Source organism: Candidatus Eisenbacteria bacterium (assembly GCA_018831195.1).
Lineage (GTDB): Bacteria > Eisenbacteria > RBG-16-71-46 > CAIMUX01 > JAHJDP01 > JAHJDP01.
Window position 1 is genome coordinate 1 of the sequence record JAHJDP010000065.1, and the last position, 17,234, is coordinate 17,234.

Sequence of the window (17,234 nt, forward strand, 5' to 3'; positions counted from 1 at the left end):
CCGCCGGCGTGTCCGAATGTGCTACTGGAAGCAGTGGCGCCGGGCGCGAACAAAGGTGGGGAAACTGTTGGCATTGGGAACACGCAAACGCGAGGCGATCTTGACGGCGATCAGTCGCAAGAGCTACTGGCACCTGTCGAAATCCCTCGCGACGCAGACCGGGATGACGAATGTGTGGCTTGCAAGCCAGGGACTGCTTTCCGTTTGCGACCTGTGGATGAAAGCGCATGGCTATGCGTGAGGTTTCTCGTGTGCTCCATCATCGTGAACCGCCCTGTGCGGACCCGCATGCAGAGGTGGTGTGGGGGCTGGAAGTTAGACGCCTCCGGCTACCCGATTCGCCGAATAGTCCCTTCAAGTACTTCCGACGGTCCACTTCGGTTTCGGTGCGACCACCCATGCTGTCTCAGAACCAACGTTAATTATAACTGAAGGGCATGAGTGGGTCCATTGCCAAAATTGGTGGAGTGGGGGCAACGACCAAATCGGAGAGGACGATCGAAGCAGGAAGGACGATTGCCTTCGAAAGCGAATTCCTGAGATCAGCCCACCTTACGGTACATGCCGACCTCCTTCTTTAGGCGCTGCCCCAGCCGATCGGCTTCCACATCAAGTTCGTATTCCATTTGGAGTCCCATCCAGAACTCAGGGGACATTTTAAAATATCGGGCCAGACGAAGCGCTGTGTCCGCTGTGATGGCGCGTTTGCCGAGCACGATCTCATTAATACGCCGAGGCGAAACCCCCAGATCACACGCCAACTTGTTCTGGCTCAGTTCCATCGGGACGAGGAACTCCTCCAAAAGGATTTCGCCGGGATGGACCGGATCCATTTTCTTGGCCATGAGTCTATCCTTTGTGGTAATCCACGATCTCGACATCGTGGGCGTCTCCGTTGTTCCACCGGAAACAGATCCGCCATTGGTCATTAATGCAAATACTGTGCTGTCCTTTGCGTGGACTCTTCAGGGCTTCGAGTCGATTCCCAGGGGGCACACGCAAGTCCTGCAGAGTTCTTGCCTGGTTGAGCATCCTGAGCTTCCGCAAAGCCACCCTCTGGATATCGTGGGGCGGTCGCCGCGCTGGCATCCGGTTGGCGATAGCTTGAGTGTCTCGGGAGCTGAAGGATCGAATCATGGTGTCAGTATATAGCGCGTAACGTCATGTGTCAAGTTCCGATTTCTAACGTTGACTGTCAGTAATGACATTTTCATGCGATTCGGCACCATCCTTTGCCTTCTCCAGCGGCATGCAATTTGAGCAACCAGCTTTAAGGTAGGTGATCCCAAACTTTAGGATGGGGAGTTCCTTCTAGTCCATCCGAGCATGTGGAGTTCTTCTACCGAACGACAGAATGAGCGGCCGGGCCCAAGCGCTGACCTGGCGCGGGATGGGTGCAAACCCATCCCGTGACAGCCGGGGACAAAGTCCCGGTCCGCTCCATTCACTAGTTCGGCTCCTTCATCATCTCGGCTTCAAGCACGCAAACGTCACATGCTCTCTGCCGCCTTCGACATAGTTCTCCTGATGTATCTGGAAACCTACTTCCGTCAATGTCTCTCGCCACACCTCGTAGGCAAAGAGTCCCAGAATGTGGCAGTCGGTCTCGACCCGTAGTCTGCCGTGTTCTCTGATCAGGTAGAGAATTGTCCCCTCGTAGCACTCATCGGTTGGGTCAGGATCGTAGTCATTCTCGACGAACACAACCTCTACCTTTGCCAGTTTTGCAGTCCCGACCGCCGGGGTGGCGACAGTCCGGTTCTGAACGAATGTTTCCTTTGTATAATCGGGTCCGACGACCATGACGCCACCGGGGCTGAGATGTCGGTAGGCCGCCTCAAACGCCGATCTTAGGTTTGCACGGTTCGCCATGTACGAGATGGCGTCATCCATCAGGATGGCGTCAAAGGCTCTGTCGAGGTTGAAGCCACGCATGTCACCGGGCAGGAATGCACATTCTGGATTCAGTGCCCTAGACAATTCGAGCATGCGCGGGCTTAGGTCAAGCCCCGTCACGTTGTAGTGTCTTTTCAGGTTGAAGGCGTTCTTTCCCCCACCGCACCCAATGTTCAAGAGTGATCGGACAGGAATCTGGGCGTGTGCGCTGATGAGTCGGACCACATGGGTGCAATAGTCAGCGTACTCCTCCGGACCGCCCCACATCGGCCACAGCCAGGCGAGGTCATCATACAGCCTGAACATCTCCATGGTGCCCCTCATGTCTCTTGCAGAACGTTCTAATAACCCGCGAGGGTCATTGGCGCGACCCTCGCCTACTCCCAACATCGCGCTACTATTATCTCTCTTTGCGAGGGGCGTGACAATGGCGTTCGTCGGGTTAATTAGCTCGTTAGATGGCTCTACGCATTCAATGAGCTATTTGTATAGCCCCTTGATTGAACCCCAGGTCAGCTTGCTGGCATTCGTAGGATTCGGTAGGCCCGAATTTGCCGGCATCTTATAAACCCCAATGCTTAGGGCGCCCGCGTCATCGGGCCAAACTTCGGACAATTGATGCCAGCCTTCAGCCCACTGATGACCGGCTGGAACTTTGGTCCATGAATCCTCGGGGCTGCTGTCTAGATCGGACGCTAGAGACATTATGTCGTCACCTGAATGTGGCCAAATTCCGACGAAGAACTCATTCGGGACCCGGGCGTAGATCTCGATATCATACCCCCAGCAAGTTGGCCAAAACGGCGGGGCTGAAACATGGAGACCCTGGAGAACGCTAAGAACATTTCCCGGTGAGCCGGAATCGCTCGCCCAGACAAAGAGGCTTATATCAGGAGCCGCAAAACCTGTGGTCGTCAGGTAGAACTGTATACCGCACACCGTGCCCGCCCCTGTAAACCGCTCTGCGAATGATCCGAGGTCTGGAGGAGTCATTGTCCACTGCCAGCTATATCCATATTCAAAACTGCCATCGTGGTGAGTCCAAAGAGGAGTTTCGGGGCAGATTTCATCTTGAGCCGTCGCTATCCCTACTGCCGCAAGCCCGAAGGAAATAGTTGCTACCAGAATTGAAACTATCCATGGAAATTTCATGGCAGCCCCCTCTCTGCCCATCTAACCATTCCTTATCCGACCATCATGATTCGCCGGATCGGGAGGCGCCTGCGCTGTAAACGGCGCCCTTAAAACTTCCATTTCATTACATGTTTATTCACTGGCACACTGCTGGCAATAGAATACAGCACACCCTGTTAGGTGTCCAACCTGTAACGGTTTTCCTGCGCTATGATGACGGCGCGGTAACACCGTTGGAGTCTGGATATCGGGAGGTTCATTGAAGTTGGGAATATTCATATGGGAAAGCGAACCATCATCGTTACCCCGTATTATCGTGGTTATGAGGAGGTCCGCATAGAGAGAGGCAGTAGATCGGAGATGGCTCCTTGGCACGCTTCTGGACCTGTGGCGACACAACCGAATGATAACCTACGTGGCTTTGAGCTTTGGTTACGTCGTTCGCGGATGGCGACGGATCGCCAAATCCGTCAAGCTGCTGACGCTGTAAGCCTCTATTGCGGCCAGTACAAAAAGCTGGATGGGGGGAATCCCGAATCCAGGCTCGAAACAACCCACGAACCGCAAAGCCGCTCTCTGGATCCGCCGGCGGCGCTGGCCGAACTGCGACGGCTCCTCGAATTACGTCATTACGCGCCTAGTACGCTGAGCGCCTATTTGGGTTGGTCCCAGCGATATCTCAATTTTCTGGGCCGGAATAGAAAAGGGCCGCCGACAACGGCCGATGCCCAGGCCTTCCTGAGCTACCTGGCGACCCGTCGCAAGGTGGCCGCCGCCACGCAGAATCAGGCTTTTAACGCCCTGCTTTTCCTGCACCGTTATGTCTACTGCGCTGATTTCGGCGACATGAAGGATACGGTTCGCGCCCGACGCAGACGAAAGCTCCCGGTCGTCCTGACGATCGAAGAAGTGCGCGCCCTTTTCGCTCAACTGCGGGGTCTGGCTCGGATCATGTTGGCCGTGATCTACGGCGGAGGCCTGCGGCTGAATGAACTTGTACAATTACGCGTGAAGGATCTCGATTTCGACGCCGGCACGATCACCATTCGCGCGGGCAAAGGCGATACGGACCGCGTTACCCTACTCCCAAAACGGTTGCATCCCGGATTACAGAAACACCTGGAGAGAGTGAAAGCCAAGCATCACCGAGATCTGAATGCCGGCGCCTGGGAAGCCCCGTTGCCGAACAGCTTCAAGAGAAAGTATCCCAACGCTGGGCTCGAGCGGTATTGGCAGTTTGTCTTTCCCTCGAGCACAAAAGCGTTGAGACGACCATGATCTACACCCATGTATTGCCGACATTGGGATCGGATATAAGCAGTCCGCTGGATGATTTATAAGTTACTGAATTAATACCCCCGAAAAGGTCACCGACTCCCTGAGACCACTTAGTTTGAAGAGGTGAACGCCGTTCGGGCAGGATGAATCGCCGTCAAAAGATGACGTGTGTGCCTCAATTACCTCCTCGGCACAACCGCCGCGAAGAAGAGGCCGATCGGCCCGAGCAGACTGCACAGCAGGAACCATCCGCAACCTGAACGCCCTTTTGTGGTGGCGATCCAGGCGCCGATCACTCCAAAGATGAACCAAATCGGTAAAGCAAGTGCAGCTTCCATCATTCCCTCCATGCGCAGGTGGAACCACCATCTCTATACGATGTCACCTGGAGAAAATTCATCAAGATTAGAATCGGCGGCGCCCAAAATCTCTGACCTAGAATTGCTTGCGGTACTGGTTGGGGTCTGTCGGCTCAGGATCCCGCCGCTCCCAATACGATTCCTGAGGGACCGCTTTTTTCTTGAGGGGATCATGTCCGGTGAGCCGCATGATCAGGCCGATCGGCGTCACTGCGATGTAGTAGAAAACCGAGAGGATGACCCGAGTCATGACCCAGCCGAGAACGTGCGCGAACTTCATCCAATATTTATAGATCGGTTTCATGACCGCAAGTTTGAGGAGGGTCATGAGCATGAGAAGAACGCCGGGCGCCATAAGGAAAGGCCAGGGGATCTTGCCGTCGCGCCACCAGCTGAGGCCGCTGAGGAGGATCAGGACACCGCCGACCAGGTATCCGAATTGACGGACTTCTTTTGGGAGTCCCCTGTGATTCTGTTCCGTCATGACGTCACGCTCCCATCCGGCTCTGTCATCTTTTCCCATTCCGAACGGAGGCACCCGTAATGGATGCGATTATGCCAGGCGCCCTTCCACTTGATCATTTCGCGCTCCGCGCCCTCACGGACAAAACCGATCTTCTCCGCGACATGCTTCATTCGCGGATTCATCGACCATGTGGCGAGGGCGATTTTGTGAATGTCTGAGTTCTTAAAAAGATGCCGGATCCAGAGGCGCAGGGCCTCAGTGCCGATCCCTTTGTTTAAATACGCATCCTCGCAAATATCGATGCCGATGCTCCAAACGGCGGGGAATCGTTCATCGGCGTAACGATTCACCCATCCCAGCGAGAGACCCTCCTTCGAGGCGATAATCGCCGATTTGCGCGGGGTGACCTTGCCTTTGTCGCAATGAATCAGGAAATTCGTCTTAAACTTTTCGCGCTCCTCCGCCGTTTGAGGGAAATCGATATGCTCCCAGGGGGCGTCGAATTGCAGCCATTCGCCCCGTGAGAACCAACGCAGTTGCGTCTCAAGATCATCGGGTTCCCTGTCCCGGAGGACGGCCCTGTCGCCGGCGGCGATGATCTTGTCTTGTTGGATTTCCATAGTCACTTTAGATTCAGCGCCTCTTAATCCGGTGGAAATTCCTGCTGCCACTCCTCCGGCGACTCCTCACGAGCCGGTTGTTTTGTCTTATCGAGAATGAAGGGTCCCATGACGAGATAATCCATTTCGGTTCGCATGAAACAGCGATAAGCATCCTCGGGTGAGCAAACGATCGGTTCGCCGCGCACATTGAACGATGTGTTGATAATGACGGGACATCCGGTCAGTTCCTTGAAGGCCGTGATCATGGCGTGATAGATCGGATTGTCGAGTTTGTTCACCGTTTGCAGGCGCGCCGTGAAGTCGACATGCGTAATAGCCGGAACTTCCGACCGGGGAACGTGCAACTTTGCCAGCCCGGTGAGCTTCTCTTCCTCCGCTGTCAGGGTTCGCCATTTATCGGGATGCACGTCGGCCACGAGAAGCATATAGGGGCTTTCCCGGTCGATCGAGAACCACTCGGAGACATCTTCCGCCCGGACCGTCGGTGCGAAGGGGCGGAATGATTCCCTGTATTTAATCTTTAGATTCATGACCGATTGCATCTTCGGGGAACGGGCGTCGCCGATGATGCTGCGGCTGCCCAGCGCCCGCGGGCCAAACTCCATCCGGCCCTGAAACCATCCGACGACTCTCTCGGAATTGATAAGTTCCGCTGTTAGTCTCGGGATCTCTTCGATGAGGAATCTCTCATGGGGAATCCCCTCCGCTTCGAGATACGCTAGGATCTCCCTTTCTGAGAACTCGGGTCCGAGATACGAACCGGTCTGCTGATCCCGCGGCGCCTTGTCCTGATGAGACCAATCAAGCTTGCGGGGTTGATCGAGGAAATGATGCCAAATAGCATAGGCCGCGCCGAGGGCGCCGCCGGCGTCGCCGGAAGCGGGCTGAATCCACAGATCTTCAAAGGGGCCTTCCCGAAGGATTTTGCCGTTGGCCACGCAATTCAGAGCGACACCGCCCGCCAGGCAGAGATAACGCGCGCCCGTTTCTTTGTGAACATGCGCCGCCATCTTTAACATGACCTCTTCGGTGACGACCTGGATCGACCGGGCCATATCCATTTCGCGTTTTGTGATCGGCGTCTCCGGCTTTCGCGGCGGGCCGCCGAAGAGCTTTGCAAACCGGTCATTTGTCATCGTCAATCCGACTTGATAATTGAAATAGGGGAGATTGAGCCGGAAGGAACCGTCATCCTTGATATCGATAAGCTCCGATTTGATCAAATCGACATAGCGGGGCTCGCCGTAGGGGGCCAATCCCATGATTTTGTATTCGCCGGAATTGACCCTGAAGCCGGTGAAGTATGTAAAAGCTGAGTAAAGAAGTCCCAAGGAATGGGGAAACTTTATCTCGGATAGGATCTGGACCCGGTTATCCCGGCCGATCCCATAAGAAGCCGTCGCCCACTCGCCGACCCCATCCGCCGTAATCAGGGCCGCTTCACGGAAGGGCGAGGGAAAGAAAGCGGAGGCGGCGTGCGATTCGTGATGCTCGGGAAAGAGTATCTCGCCATTATAGTTCAATTCTTTGCAAATGAGATCCTTGAGAAGCAGCTTTTGCCGCATCCAAATCGGCATCGCCGTTAAAAAAGAGGTGATCCCCTTGGGCGCGTAGGCGAGATACGATTCCAGCAGCCGCTCAAATTTCAGAAAGGGTTTATCATAAAAAACGACATAATCGATGGCGCTGATGTCGATCTCTGCTTCCTGCAGGCAATACTCAACGGCGTGCGCCGGAAAGCGGTAATCATGTTTCTTCCGGCTGAACCGCTCTTCCTGTGCGGCGGCGACAAGCTTTCCGTCGCGCAACAAACAGGCGGCACTATCGTGGTAGAAGGCCGAGAGACCGAGGATAGTGAGGCTGTCCGGCATTGAAAAAATCTCCCAGATCTTGAATGCGACTAGGGTTAGAGAATATCATAGGGTCTAGGGTATTCCCACAACTCGCCTTAACTCCAAGCGTTACAACACGATACAGCCTTTTGGCGCCAGGGCTGCCGATCCTTGGAGCGAAAAAGATGATACTGCCGGACCCGGGGCCCCTGGTGTAAACTCAGGATGGCCGTTATGAACTGATCGGCAGAAGACTCTAAGATCAAAACTCTCAAGAAGGAGGAGAGCGAATGCGTGGCGGGACACCATGGTTTCGGCTCTTGTTTTCACTGCTCGTGGTCGCCGGGCTTGTTTGTCTTGCCGGATGTGGTTCGGATAAATCGACCAAGCCGGATGACGGCATCAAGGTCCGCATCACCCCAGCTCAAGTGATGGTCCGTGTACAACACACCTATCAATTCAATGCCACCGTTACCGGGGCGGTTGATCCCGATGTGACCTGGTCTCTTGATGAAGGGCCTGGTTGGGGAATGGTAGACACGACCGGAGTCTACACAGCGCCCGACACAATGCCCGATCCGGCGACGGCCACGGTGCGTGTTACCTGTGTTGAGGACTCTACAAAGCAGGCCACGGCATTGATTGATATCGGAAGCCTGATTACTGTGACGATCTCGCCGAAGCAGATCACGCTGCAGCTCGGCCAAACACATCAGTTTGAGGCTACAGCGACGACCGGCAAGCTCGATCCCGATGTGACCTGGAGCATCGATGAGAGTGAGGATTGGGGGAGTATCGATTCCGACGGCTTTTACGCCGCTCCTGCCGTCATGCCGGCGACGTATGCGGTGACGATTCGTGCGACGAGTTTGGTCGATCCCGAATCATGCGCCACGGCGCGGCTTTTTCTCTCAAGTGTCGATCCCGCCACCATGGTGCCGGATTTCATGTTGGAAGATATGCACCCGGATACACCAACCTCGGGAACACTTGTTTCACCGCGGGATTATCTGGGGAAAATATCCGTATGGGGCTTCATTAGAGGCAGCACCTGACCTTCCTGCTACGCTCAGTTTGAGCTACTTGGTTCGATGCAGGCGGAATTGGAGAATGAAGGATTGGCTCTGGATGTCCGCATTCTTGGACTCAATATGCCGAATAACGAGGTGAACAACGCGGTCATGTGCGCTCATAGCAGCTTGCCTTACCTTCAAGATACTACAGGTGAGCACGCCTGGCAGGAGTGGGATGTGATCGGCTATGACGTCATCATTGTGGACGAGAACAATGTTTTCATAACAAAATATAATGTCGGAGCGCATACTCTCGTGACGCCCAGCAACTATTACGAATTGAAGCAGATGATTTCAGACGCCGCGGGGAAATGAGCCCGGGAGTGATGGAGCGGATCATTCCATGGGGAGCGGGTATTACAGCGAAAGGCTATCCGGCAAACGCCTGCTACAATGCTATGAGGTGGCGTCCGCCCGGGTGCGCCGCTATCTCGAATCCGAGCTGAATCATGCGCTGAAACAAATCCGGCCCGGTCAATCCGTCCTTGAATTGGGCTGCGGGTACGGCCGCCTCCTGCCGCCGATCGCCGCGAAAGCCGGGCGGATCATCGGCATCGACTCCTCTTTCGATAATCTCGAGTACGGCCGGGAATACCTCGCCGGATGCGGATGCCGCTCCTTCGATCTTCAGGTGATGGACGCCGCTCGACTCGGCTTCAAAGAGGATCATTTTGATTGCGTTTTGTGCCTTCAAAATGGGATCTCCGCCTTTCAGGTCGACCAACGCGCCTTGATCCTCGAAGCTCTCCGCGTGCTGAGACCGGGCGGCCGCGCCCTTTTTTCGAGCTATGCGGAGAGGTTTTGGAATGACCGGCTGGAATGGTTCCGCCTGCAGGCCGCCGCCGGATTGTTGGGGGAGATTGATGAGGAACAAACCCGCGATGGCGTCATCGTCTGTCGTGACGGTTTTCGGGCGACGACCGTAACACCCGCCGGCTTTCATGCCTTGCTCCACGGTCTCAATGTTCAAGCGAATATTGTAGAAGTAGACGGATCGAGCCTCTTTTGTGAGATGACCAAATAAAAAAGACCCGCCTGATGGGGCGGGTCTTTCGATATTCCTTTGAACTGGAATCCTCTAGCTGTTCTTCCGGCGCTTCCTTGAGAGGGAAAGAACGCTCAATCCGAGAAGCGTCAGCCCGATGGTCGCCGGTTCGGGAACGGGCGGTACATCGGGGGTGAGGTTTGAGAAGAACAGGTCGTCGACATCGGCCCGGCGCCCCAACAGATCTGCTTCGTTGTTCGCCCAAGCCGTCACCTCGACATAGCCGAATTCCTGCCCCGCCTCGGCGATAATCCCTCCGAAGGGGTAGGCCCCCACCCGCGGGGTTAATGTAGGATTCGGTCCAAAGACGAAGCTACCGAGAGACAATCCGCCCAGATAGTCAAAGACCTCAACCTGCAAGGCTCCGGGAAAGGCGATCCCGAAACTCGCTATGGCTTCATCGAAGTCGAATCCTATCGTGGATGGATCTTCACCGCCGCCGGAGATGCCGTGTTCATCGAGCTGGAAGCGATCATCAGTATAGCCGTAGTCATCTCCCTGGGGAAAAGTCAAACCCAGAACCTGATACTGATTGGCCAGCAGCGTCCCATCGGGCAGATCGGTGAAATCAACGTGCTGAAGATCTCCCGCCGAATCCATGAAGAGAGACATGTCCTCAAAAAGGAGAAAACCTGCGGCGGGGGAGACGAGCAGTCCGAGAACAGCGAGGAGTCCGAAACAACGACTCAGTACAGCAGTCATCCTTGACCTCCAGTTGAAGTGGATCCGATGTTGTAGGATTTTACTGCTAACCCATTTGCGACTTCACAGATGGATGTTCTTTGCACTAACACCCCATCTTAATGAGGGATCTCCCAGCGGTCAAGTATGATGAGCCGGCGGCCGCCCGCGGGGCGCCGGCGGGATCGCCTCACGGCATGTTGATCAGGGAATGCAGCAGGATATCCCCCTCAGCGGTATGAAGTTCCAGATCGGGGCCCCAAGTGCCGGAGATGACCGGACCGGTGAATTGGAGCAGCCCATAAACAGCGCCGTCCTTGAGCAGGCCGCCTTCATAAAGCCAGTAGTCGGGTTCCGACACGGTATTGAGCCAAGTGGAATCGGGCCCGCCACTGCCGAAGTGTGTATAAGCCTCCCAGCGCACCGAAGCCGGCCGGCCGGCTTCCTCGCCGACGAATTGATAGTTGGATCCATTGAATGAGGCGGTATTCCCATTCCTAAAAATAAAGTTCCTAATCTCTACCGCGTCTCCGGAATTATGAATCAAATGGGACCAATAGGATTGATTGACCGTAATGGAAGCGGTTGGTGATGTAACCGTCCCGGTGGTTCCGGTGGTGAGTTCAGATTCCGCCCAGCCCGAGTCAACCGATGAGGTCTGGTCCCCTTCGTCGACAATGTCGATTTGAAGCGTTTCATCGTTGTAAACCACCGAGCCGGTACTCCGTCGCTGCCATTGCCAATGACCGTACCCAACGGAACCCTTCTCGCTTTGGATTCTGAAATTCATTTGATCCTGAATAAAGACAGTGAAATCCAACTCATGTTCATCGAGAAAATCTTCCCAGGTGCCGTCGACATAGCCGTCGAATTGTGTAAATACGAATTCTATGGCGGGAGATCCGGAGAAGAGCACGATGAGCCGGTCATTGGGCGTCGGGGAGTAGGTGAAATCCTCAGAATTGGGGGCGGATTGGGTAAGCGTTCCCGTGAAGGTCGGCGATCCACCATTGAGCTCCGTCGCTCCCCAAACCGCCTGCGCGGCCAATGAAATAGATTCTTCGGTCAATTCGTTCGACGAGTAGGCGGTATCGAAAATCTCCTGAATCAGTTCCTTTTCTTCGGTGGGGACACCGCCACTGCTCTGCAGCGTCACCTGCGCCGTGCCGCTTTTCGACGGATCGGCCGTGCTGGTGGCGCGGACGACAGCCGTTGCCGGATTCGGCAGGGCGGCCGGCGCGGTGTAAAGACCTGATGCATTGACCGATCCGAAGGAAGAGCCGCTATCAACACTCCAGGTCACGCCTGTGTCGGTTGTACCGGTGACTTGCGCGCTGAATTGCTGCGTTTGTCCCAATGTGACCGTGGCGGTTGGAGGGGTAATGCTCACCGAAATCTCACCGCCGGTTTCGGTCAGCGTGATTTGGGCTGTTCCGCTCTTTGATGGATCGGCGGCGCTGGTGGCGCGAACGACAGCCGTTGCCGGATTCGGCAGGGCGGCGGGCGCGGTGTAAAGACCTGATGCATTGATCGTTCCGAAGGAAGATCCGCTATCAACGCTCCAGGTCACGCCTGTGTTGGTTGTGCCGGTGACGATAGCGGTGAATTGCCGCGTGGCGCCCAATTGAACAACGGCTGTGGCCGGCTGGACCGCCACGGCGATCTCGCCGGTCATGTTGTTGACAATCACGGTGATTTCATTTTCCGCCGTGGCATTGGATCCTTCCGCCTTCGCCTTCAATGTGTGGGATCCGTTGGATGTATTCGCCGTATTCCACATGATCGCATAGGGAGAGGTCGCGTCATTCCCGATCTCGGTGCTCTCAATGTAAAATCTCACCATCCCGGCGTTGGTCGCGTCGGCCGTGACCGTGACATTGCCGGAGACGGTGCTGTTATCAGTCGGATGCGTAATTGTTACCGTGGGGCCACCGGAATGTTCATCCGGCTGGGTCGCTTTGTCGCGCCCGCATCCGCCGAGGAGGGCGGGCAGGATGTAGACAAGGAATGCGAAAAGCGGCAACATTTTACGGAATGATCGATTTTTGAACATGCGCCGTTCCTCTCTATTCAACGGATATCTTCCGAGCCACCGGGGCTATGGATCCACCACCAGATCTCCGGCGGGACCCGCAGGTGTTATGTCGAGCGCCGTCGTCAAGAAGGCCCATTGGTCCGTGGCCTCATCGATCAGTTTTGAGACCGGCTTTCCAAGGCCGTGACCGGCTTTGGTTTCAATACGGATAAGACCCGGTTGTTCACCTGTTTGAACACTCTGCAAGGCCGCGGCGAATTTAAAACTGTGAGCTGGAAAGACCCGGTCGTCGTGGTCTCCGGTGCAGATCAGGGTCGCCGGATAGGCCGTTCCCGGCTTCAAGTTGTGATAAGGGGAATAGGCCAGGAGCGCTTCGAATTCCGCCGGGTCGTCCGGCGAACCATAGTCGGATGTCCAAGCCCAGCCGATCGTGAATTTGTGAAACCTCAGCATGTCGAGGACGCCGACAATGGGGATGCAGGCGCCGAATAGATCGGGCCGCTGCGTCATGCAGGCTCCGATAAGCAGGCCGCCATTGCTGCGCCCGCTGATGGCCAGTTTCGATGGGCACGTATATTTGTTGTCGATCAGCCACTCGGCCGCGGCGATGAAATCATCAAAGACATTTTGTTTTTTTAGCTTTGTGCCCTGTTCATGCCATTCCTTTCCGTATTCCGCTCCTCCCCGGATATTCGCGAGCGCGAAGAGACCGCCCATTTCCATCCATACAAGGTGCGGTACCGAGAAGAATGGGGTCCTGGCGATATTGAATCCGCCATAGCCGTAAAGGAGTGCCGGTTGATGGCCGTCGAGCTGGATCCCCTTCTTATGGCAGATAAACAGGGGCACCTTTGTTCCGTCTTTGCTGTCATAGAAGATCTGCTCGGTTTCATAATCATCGGCCTTGAAAGGAAGCTCGGCCTGCCAGACGACATTCAACTCGCCGGTTCCCATATCATAATGGCAGATGGTGCCGGGTGTCGTAAAATCAGTGTATGAGAAGAAGGCCTCCCTGTCGTCATACCGTCCACGGATCTGCTCGACCGTCCCGATTCCCGGCAGCTTTATTTCGCGGATAAACTCTCCGGTTCTATTGAAGACTTTTATGCGTGTATGCGCATCGTGCAGATAGATAGCGGCGAACATCTTATTGATAAACTCGACGCTTTGAAGGGCATCGCCGGCGGGGGGGATGATCTCCTGTTTCTCCAAGCCTGCGCCGCGGCGCGTATCCATGGAGATGACCCTTCCTGAAGGAGCATCAAGATCGGTCATAAAATAGAAGATGGAGCCGGTATTACCGATAAAATGGTAGGAGGCGTCGAAATCGGTCAGCAGCTCGATAACCTGCGCCTGAGGGTCTTGGAGATCGAGATAAGCGATGCCGTTTTCACGATACGTCCCTTTCCAAATCAGGATGAGCAGGTACGCCCCGTCATGTGTAGCATGCCCTTCAAATCCCCATTCCTTCTCATTGGGCTTTTCATAGATCAAAATATCTTCAGATTGAAGCGTGTTGAGGCGATGCTTGTACAGCTTGTGGTAGTAATTTGCGCCCTTGTAGATATCGCTTTCATCTGGCTCGTCATAACGGCTGTAATAAAAATCCATCCCATCTTTTGACCAGGCCGCTCCCGAGAATTTAACCCAGTTTAGTTTGTCCGGGAGAGTCCGGCCGCTTCCGACCTCCATGAATCGCCATTCCTGCCAGTCGGAACCCGATGCCGAGAGGCCATAGGCCAGTTTCTTGCCGTCATCGCTGACGGCGAACTCGATGAGTGAGATCGTTCCATCATCAGAGAGGGCATTTGGATCCAAAAGAACTTTTGGTTCCCCGGCCAAGGATTCAGACCAGTAGAGAACATCTTGGTTTTGGAGCCCGTTGTTTTTTGTGAAGAAATACCGTTCTCCCTTTTTAAAGGGAATGCCGAATTTTTCATAATTCCACAACTCTGTCATGCGGCGGTGGATGCTGTTTCTGAAGGGGATCTTATCCAGGTACCGGAATGTTACGTCGTTTTCGGCCGCGATCCATTGTTGTGTTTGGTTCGAATCGAGATCTTCCAGCCGGCGATAGGGATCCTTGACTTCGATGCCGTGGATCTTTTCGACGATATCGTCACAAGGGGATTCAGGATATTTAATCATGAAGAGAGGCTCCCACCTTTAATTTAATGTGAATGTCTGGAGGTAGAATACTACAGAAGGGATCATGGTCAAGAATTATGCAGTGCCCGGCCGGCCGGTTTTGGAATGACGCGGCGGCTGGCCGGGCAAAGCGGTTCCAGGGCATAAGCCCTTATCTTGCCAAGATGAGCTTGCGTGTTCTGGTGTTGGGACCTGCCTCCAATTGAGCGAAGTAGACACCGGACCCGACCGGGATGCCAAGATCGTTATTCCCATTCCAACGGACAGCATGCCGGCCGCCGTCCTGCCATGCATCGACAAGCGTCGCAACCCGCCGGCCCTGGCTGTCGAAGATGCGCAGGCGGATCTTCTCTTTGCCGGGCAATGTATAATGAATCAACGTCGCCGGCGAGAAGGGATTCGGCTGTCCCGTTTCGAGGCCTAAAGAAATCTTCTGATCGAACTCTCCAATATCACTTGCCGATGCCGGATCAAGCGCCAGAATTTGTACGTCGTCGATATTCCACCCGCAGTAGGTCCAGCCCTCATCGGTCGTCCCCATTGTCCATCGGATATAGACGGTGCCTTGGTTGTTCGCTATAGCAGAGATGTTGATATCCTGCTCGTTCCAGGACACATCGGCGATCTCCAGGCTATTGGTCCAAACCGTGTTCCAGTTTATGCCGTCTTTGGAGACCCGCACATAGGCATGATCGTAGGCCGGTTCCTCAACACCCAGCCATCGTTGGAACTTTAGGTGAACATTGTACAGGTTTGTGCAGTCGATGGGCGATGTTGTGAGATGGCGCTCAGGGAGATTGTTAGGGTAGTCACCGGCGAGATTGTAACCATAAACATTAACTCCCGTATTTCCACTGGTTGGATCAGTCCCCCCATGCTGGCCGCCGAGTCCCTGCGGAGCGCCGAAAGCCCACTGATCTTCTGTTGTCCATCCCGGATCCGTATCCATGAGCCATTCATGCTTCACGGCGCCCGCACCGATGGCCAGAACGACATTGCGGTTCGAGTCGCCAAGATGGTTCGTCGTATTGGTGAAATGGATGACCGCCAGATGAGCGCCGGCCGTCAGAATTTCCGCACTGGAATTGATCTCGGCAAGTATATTCGCCGGCTGATCCGGCGCCAGAGTGCCGGACAGGTCGCCTGTGAGGGTGAGCCAATTGACGGCGGGTTCGAGAGTGATTTCGTAATCTATCGAATCCATACCCCGGTAGGTGAATTCATAAGTTTGGCTGGAAGGCGTGAAGGGCCCTCCTTCGGGGCCTTCGGACTGGAAACCGAGAGAGGGATTGATCTCCATGCCGATTTTCTTTGTCAGTCCCTTTATACAAAGATTCGCCGTGCCGCTGGGCCAGGGGGAATCGGCATAATCATACATATCCAGCCACACTGAGTTTTCGCGATAATAGCTTTCGCCGGGATGAGAGATGGATTCGACGGTTGTCCTGTACTGGGCGCCGAGAAGAACCGGCACATCCGAAGATCTATCAAAAGCATGACCGCCGTCGGACAACTCCACATAGATATGAAAATCGTCACCTTCCGATAAACCCACCGGAGCGTCCAAATCGACGGTGTGAAATCCCTTAAATTCGATGGTTCCGGTCTTGGACGCCAGTTCATCCAGAAGGTTTCCGTCGACAAAGCGATCATAGATTTTAATAGTGTAGGTGACATTATCTGCGGCGGTGTAAAAACTGACACTGTACAAAGCTTCATTATTCACGGCTGTGAATGTATTGAATCCTTCACTGCAATCGGTTTTTGTCGCCCGCCAGCCGTGATAATCATGATAATAAACAGTGTCGTATTGCAGGGGCTCGACATCCTGGAATGAAATGGCCCCCATTTCCGGGTTCTGGCAACAGTGTTTGTCATAATAGGAAATCCAGAAACAGCCTGCGTTCCCCCACCCCTCGCCCCAGCTGTTTTTACACAACCAGGCGCCGGGCAAAGGGGCCTGGGTCACAAGATTGTCATTCCATCCGATAATCGCGATGGCATGATTAGGGTCCAATAGGCTGCTGGGGGGCTGGTAATGTATATAGTTGGATATAAATCCGCCGTCATAACACATGCATGTTCCCATGACCCCTTCGGACATGATCTTGTTTTTGATTGTATTGATCCGGCTCAGATCCGATCCGGCAGTATACCATTCGATATCGCGGGGATAAAAATAGTGATAGCTGGCATCGCTTCTCAGGGGCGGATCGTCGAAGGACTGGCCGTCGATATCGCGGACAGCCCCCTCCAGCCGGCCGAGATAGGCCGCCGTGACCAGGTAATCACCGCCCATATGAACTTCCAGGCCGCCGCCGGATGGAGGCAATCTGTCATCATTGTTGTGTTGATTGAAACCATTCCACCAATCGAGGTGGTATTCCGCCAGATTCGGTTCCCCCGACTCACCCGCTGCGGCCCATGCTCCCGTCATCAACAGATTTCCTTCGATCGCCGCCATGGCGCCATGGGTCCAGCAGGTGCCGCCCTGCTGGCTCTTAATTGAAGTCACATAGTTTTCGCCGCCCACGTTCCTTAAATCGAAGGTGCTCGGTGGATCGGCAAGAGCAGGAGGCGTTACCATCAGGCCATTGGCTATCATCAAGGCAATGATGCAAAAGAAAGCAGGAAATTTCATTTCCGAATCCTCTCATGTCAAGA

17 protein-coding genes are annotated in these 17,234 nt (G+C 54.7%); 5 read left to right on the forward strand and 12 right to left on the reverse strand.

Going from position 1 to position 17,234, the window contains the following annotated elements:
- Nucleotides 1-241 (forward strand): group II intron reverse transcriptase/maturase (locus KJ970_11125; protein ID MBU2691468.1); only part of this gene is annotated, 241 nt, incomplete at its 5' end.
- Nucleotides 242-542: 301 nt separating this feature from the next.
- Here the strand turns inward: KJ970_11125 and KJ970_11130 are convergent.
- The 4 genes from KJ970_11130 to KJ970_11145 all read right to left on the reverse strand — a co-directional run bounded on the left by KJ970_11130 (nt 543) and on the right by KJ970_11145 (nt 3,048).
- Nucleotides 543-929 carry a HigA family addiction module antidote protein gene (locus tag KJ970_11130; GenBank protein ID MBU2691469.1) on the reverse strand — a complete coding sequence of 129 codons (387 nt, stop codon included), beginning with the start codon at nt 927-929 and terminating at the stop codon, nt 543-545.
- Nucleotides 850-1,137 carry a type II toxin-antitoxin system RelE/ParE family toxin gene (locus tag KJ970_11135; GenBank protein MBU2691470.1) on the reverse strand — a complete coding sequence of 96 codons (288 nt, stop codon included), beginning with the start codon at nt 1,135-1,137 and terminating at the stop codon, nt 850-852. The genes KJ970_11130 and KJ970_11135 overlap by 80 nt, the downstream gene beginning before the upstream one ends.
- A 327-nt stretch (nt 1,138-1,464) precedes the next feature.
- Nucleotides 1,465-2,208 carry a class I SAM-dependent methyltransferase gene (locus KJ970_11140; protein ID MBU2691471.1) on the reverse strand — a complete coding sequence of 248 codons (744 nt, stop codon included), beginning with the start codon at nt 2,206-2,208 and terminating at the stop codon, nt 1,465-1,467.
- 168 nt (nt 2,209-2,376) lie between these two features.
- Nucleotides 2,377-3,048 (reverse strand): hypothetical protein, encoded by a 672-nt coding sequence (locus tag KJ970_11145; protein ID MBU2691472.1) that lies wholly within the window; start codon nt 3,046-3,048, stop codon nt 2,377-2,379.
- Between the two features lie 429 nt (nt 3,049-3,477).
- On the opposite strand from KJ970_11145, the gene KJ970_11150 reads away from it, so the two are divergent.
- Nucleotides 3,478-4,308: a phage integrase N-terminal SAM-like domain-containing protein gene (locus KJ970_11150; GenBank protein ID MBU2691473.1), complete on the forward strand. Its 831-nt coding sequence runs from the start codon at nt 3,478-3,480 to the stop codon at nt 4,306-4,308.
- Nucleotides 4,309-4,487: 179 nt separating this feature from the next.
- Here KJ970_11150 and KJ970_11155 read toward each other — a convergent pair whose 3' ends face one another.
- From KJ970_11155 to KJ970_11170, 4 genes are all read right to left on the reverse strand, one after another.
- Nucleotides 4,488-4,649 carry a hypothetical protein gene (locus tag KJ970_11155; GenBank protein MBU2691474.1) on the reverse strand — a complete coding sequence of 54 codons (162 nt, stop codon included), beginning with the start codon at nt 4,647-4,649 and terminating at the stop codon, nt 4,488-4,490.
- A gap of 94 nt (nt 4,650-4,743) precedes the next feature.
- Complete coding sequence (locus KJ970_11160; protein MBU2691475.1) at nt 4,744-5,151, reverse strand: hypothetical protein; 408 nt, start codon at nt 5,149-5,151, stop codon at nt 4,744-4,746.
- Nucleotides 5,148-5,753, reverse strand: a complete 606-nt coding sequence (locus tag KJ970_11165) for a GNAT family N-acetyltransferase (GenBank protein ID MBU2691476.1) — start codon at nt 5,751-5,753, stop codon at nt 5,148-5,150. Before KJ970_11165 ends, KJ970_11160 begins: the two co-directional genes overlap by 4 nt.
- Nucleotides 5,754-5,776: 23 nt before the next feature.
- Nucleotides 5,777-7,627, reverse strand: coding sequence for a carbamoyltransferase (locus tag KJ970_11170; GenBank protein MBU2691477.1), 1,851 nt, complete (start codon nt 7,625-7,627; stop codon nt 5,777-5,779).
- A gap of 251 nt (nt 7,628-7,878) precedes the next feature.
- On the opposite strand from KJ970_11170, the gene KJ970_11175 reads away from it, so the two are divergent.
- From KJ970_11175 to KJ970_11185, 3 genes are read left to right on the forward strand one after another with little or no spacing between them, the layout of a single operon-like run.
- A complete protein-coding gene (locus tag KJ970_11175) occupies nt 7,879-8,643 on the forward strand; it encodes a hypothetical protein (GenBank protein ID MBU2691478.1) in 765 nt (254 codons plus the stop codon).
- A 36-nt stretch (nt 8,644-8,679) separates the two neighbouring features.
- A complete protein-coding gene (locus KJ970_11180; GenBank protein ID MBU2691479.1) occupies nt 8,680-8,976 on the forward strand; it encodes a hypothetical protein in 297 nt (98 codons plus the stop codon).
- A gap of 28 nt (nt 8,977-9,004) precedes the next feature.
- Entirely contained in the window at nt 9,005-9,685 is a 681-nt protein-coding gene (locus tag KJ970_11185) for a class I SAM-dependent methyltransferase (protein ID MBU2691480.1), read from the forward strand.
- A 54-nt stretch (nt 9,686-9,739) separates the two neighbouring features.
- Here the strand turns inward: KJ970_11185 and KJ970_11190 are convergent, their stop codons facing one another.
- The 4 genes from KJ970_11190 to KJ970_11205 form a co-directional block, all read right to left on the reverse strand.
- Nucleotides 9,740-10,408, reverse strand: a complete 669-nt coding sequence (locus KJ970_11190) for a PEP-CTERM sorting domain-containing protein (GenBank protein ID MBU2691481.1) — start codon at nt 10,406-10,408, stop codon at nt 9,740-9,742.
- A gap of 169 nt (nt 10,409-10,577) precedes the next feature.
- The gene (locus KJ970_11195) at nt 10,578-12,440 is read right to left on the reverse strand and encodes an Ig-like domain-containing protein (GenBank protein MBU2691482.1); all 1,863 of its coding nucleotides are present in this window, start codon (nt 12,438-12,440) and stop codon (nt 10,578-10,580) included.
- Nucleotides 12,441-12,485: 45 nt separating this feature from the next.
- Complete coding sequence (locus tag KJ970_11200) at nt 12,486-14,570, reverse strand: prolyl oligopeptidase family serine peptidase (protein MBU2691483.1); 2,085 nt, start codon at nt 14,568-14,570, stop codon at nt 12,486-12,488.
- Between the two features lie 151 nt (nt 14,571-14,721).
- Nucleotides 14,722-17,211, reverse strand: coding sequence for a T9SS type A sorting domain-containing protein (locus tag KJ970_11205; protein MBU2691484.1), 2,490 nt, complete (start codon nt 17,209-17,211; stop codon nt 14,722-14,724).
- Between the last annotated feature and the right edge of the window lie 23 nt (nt 17,212-17,234).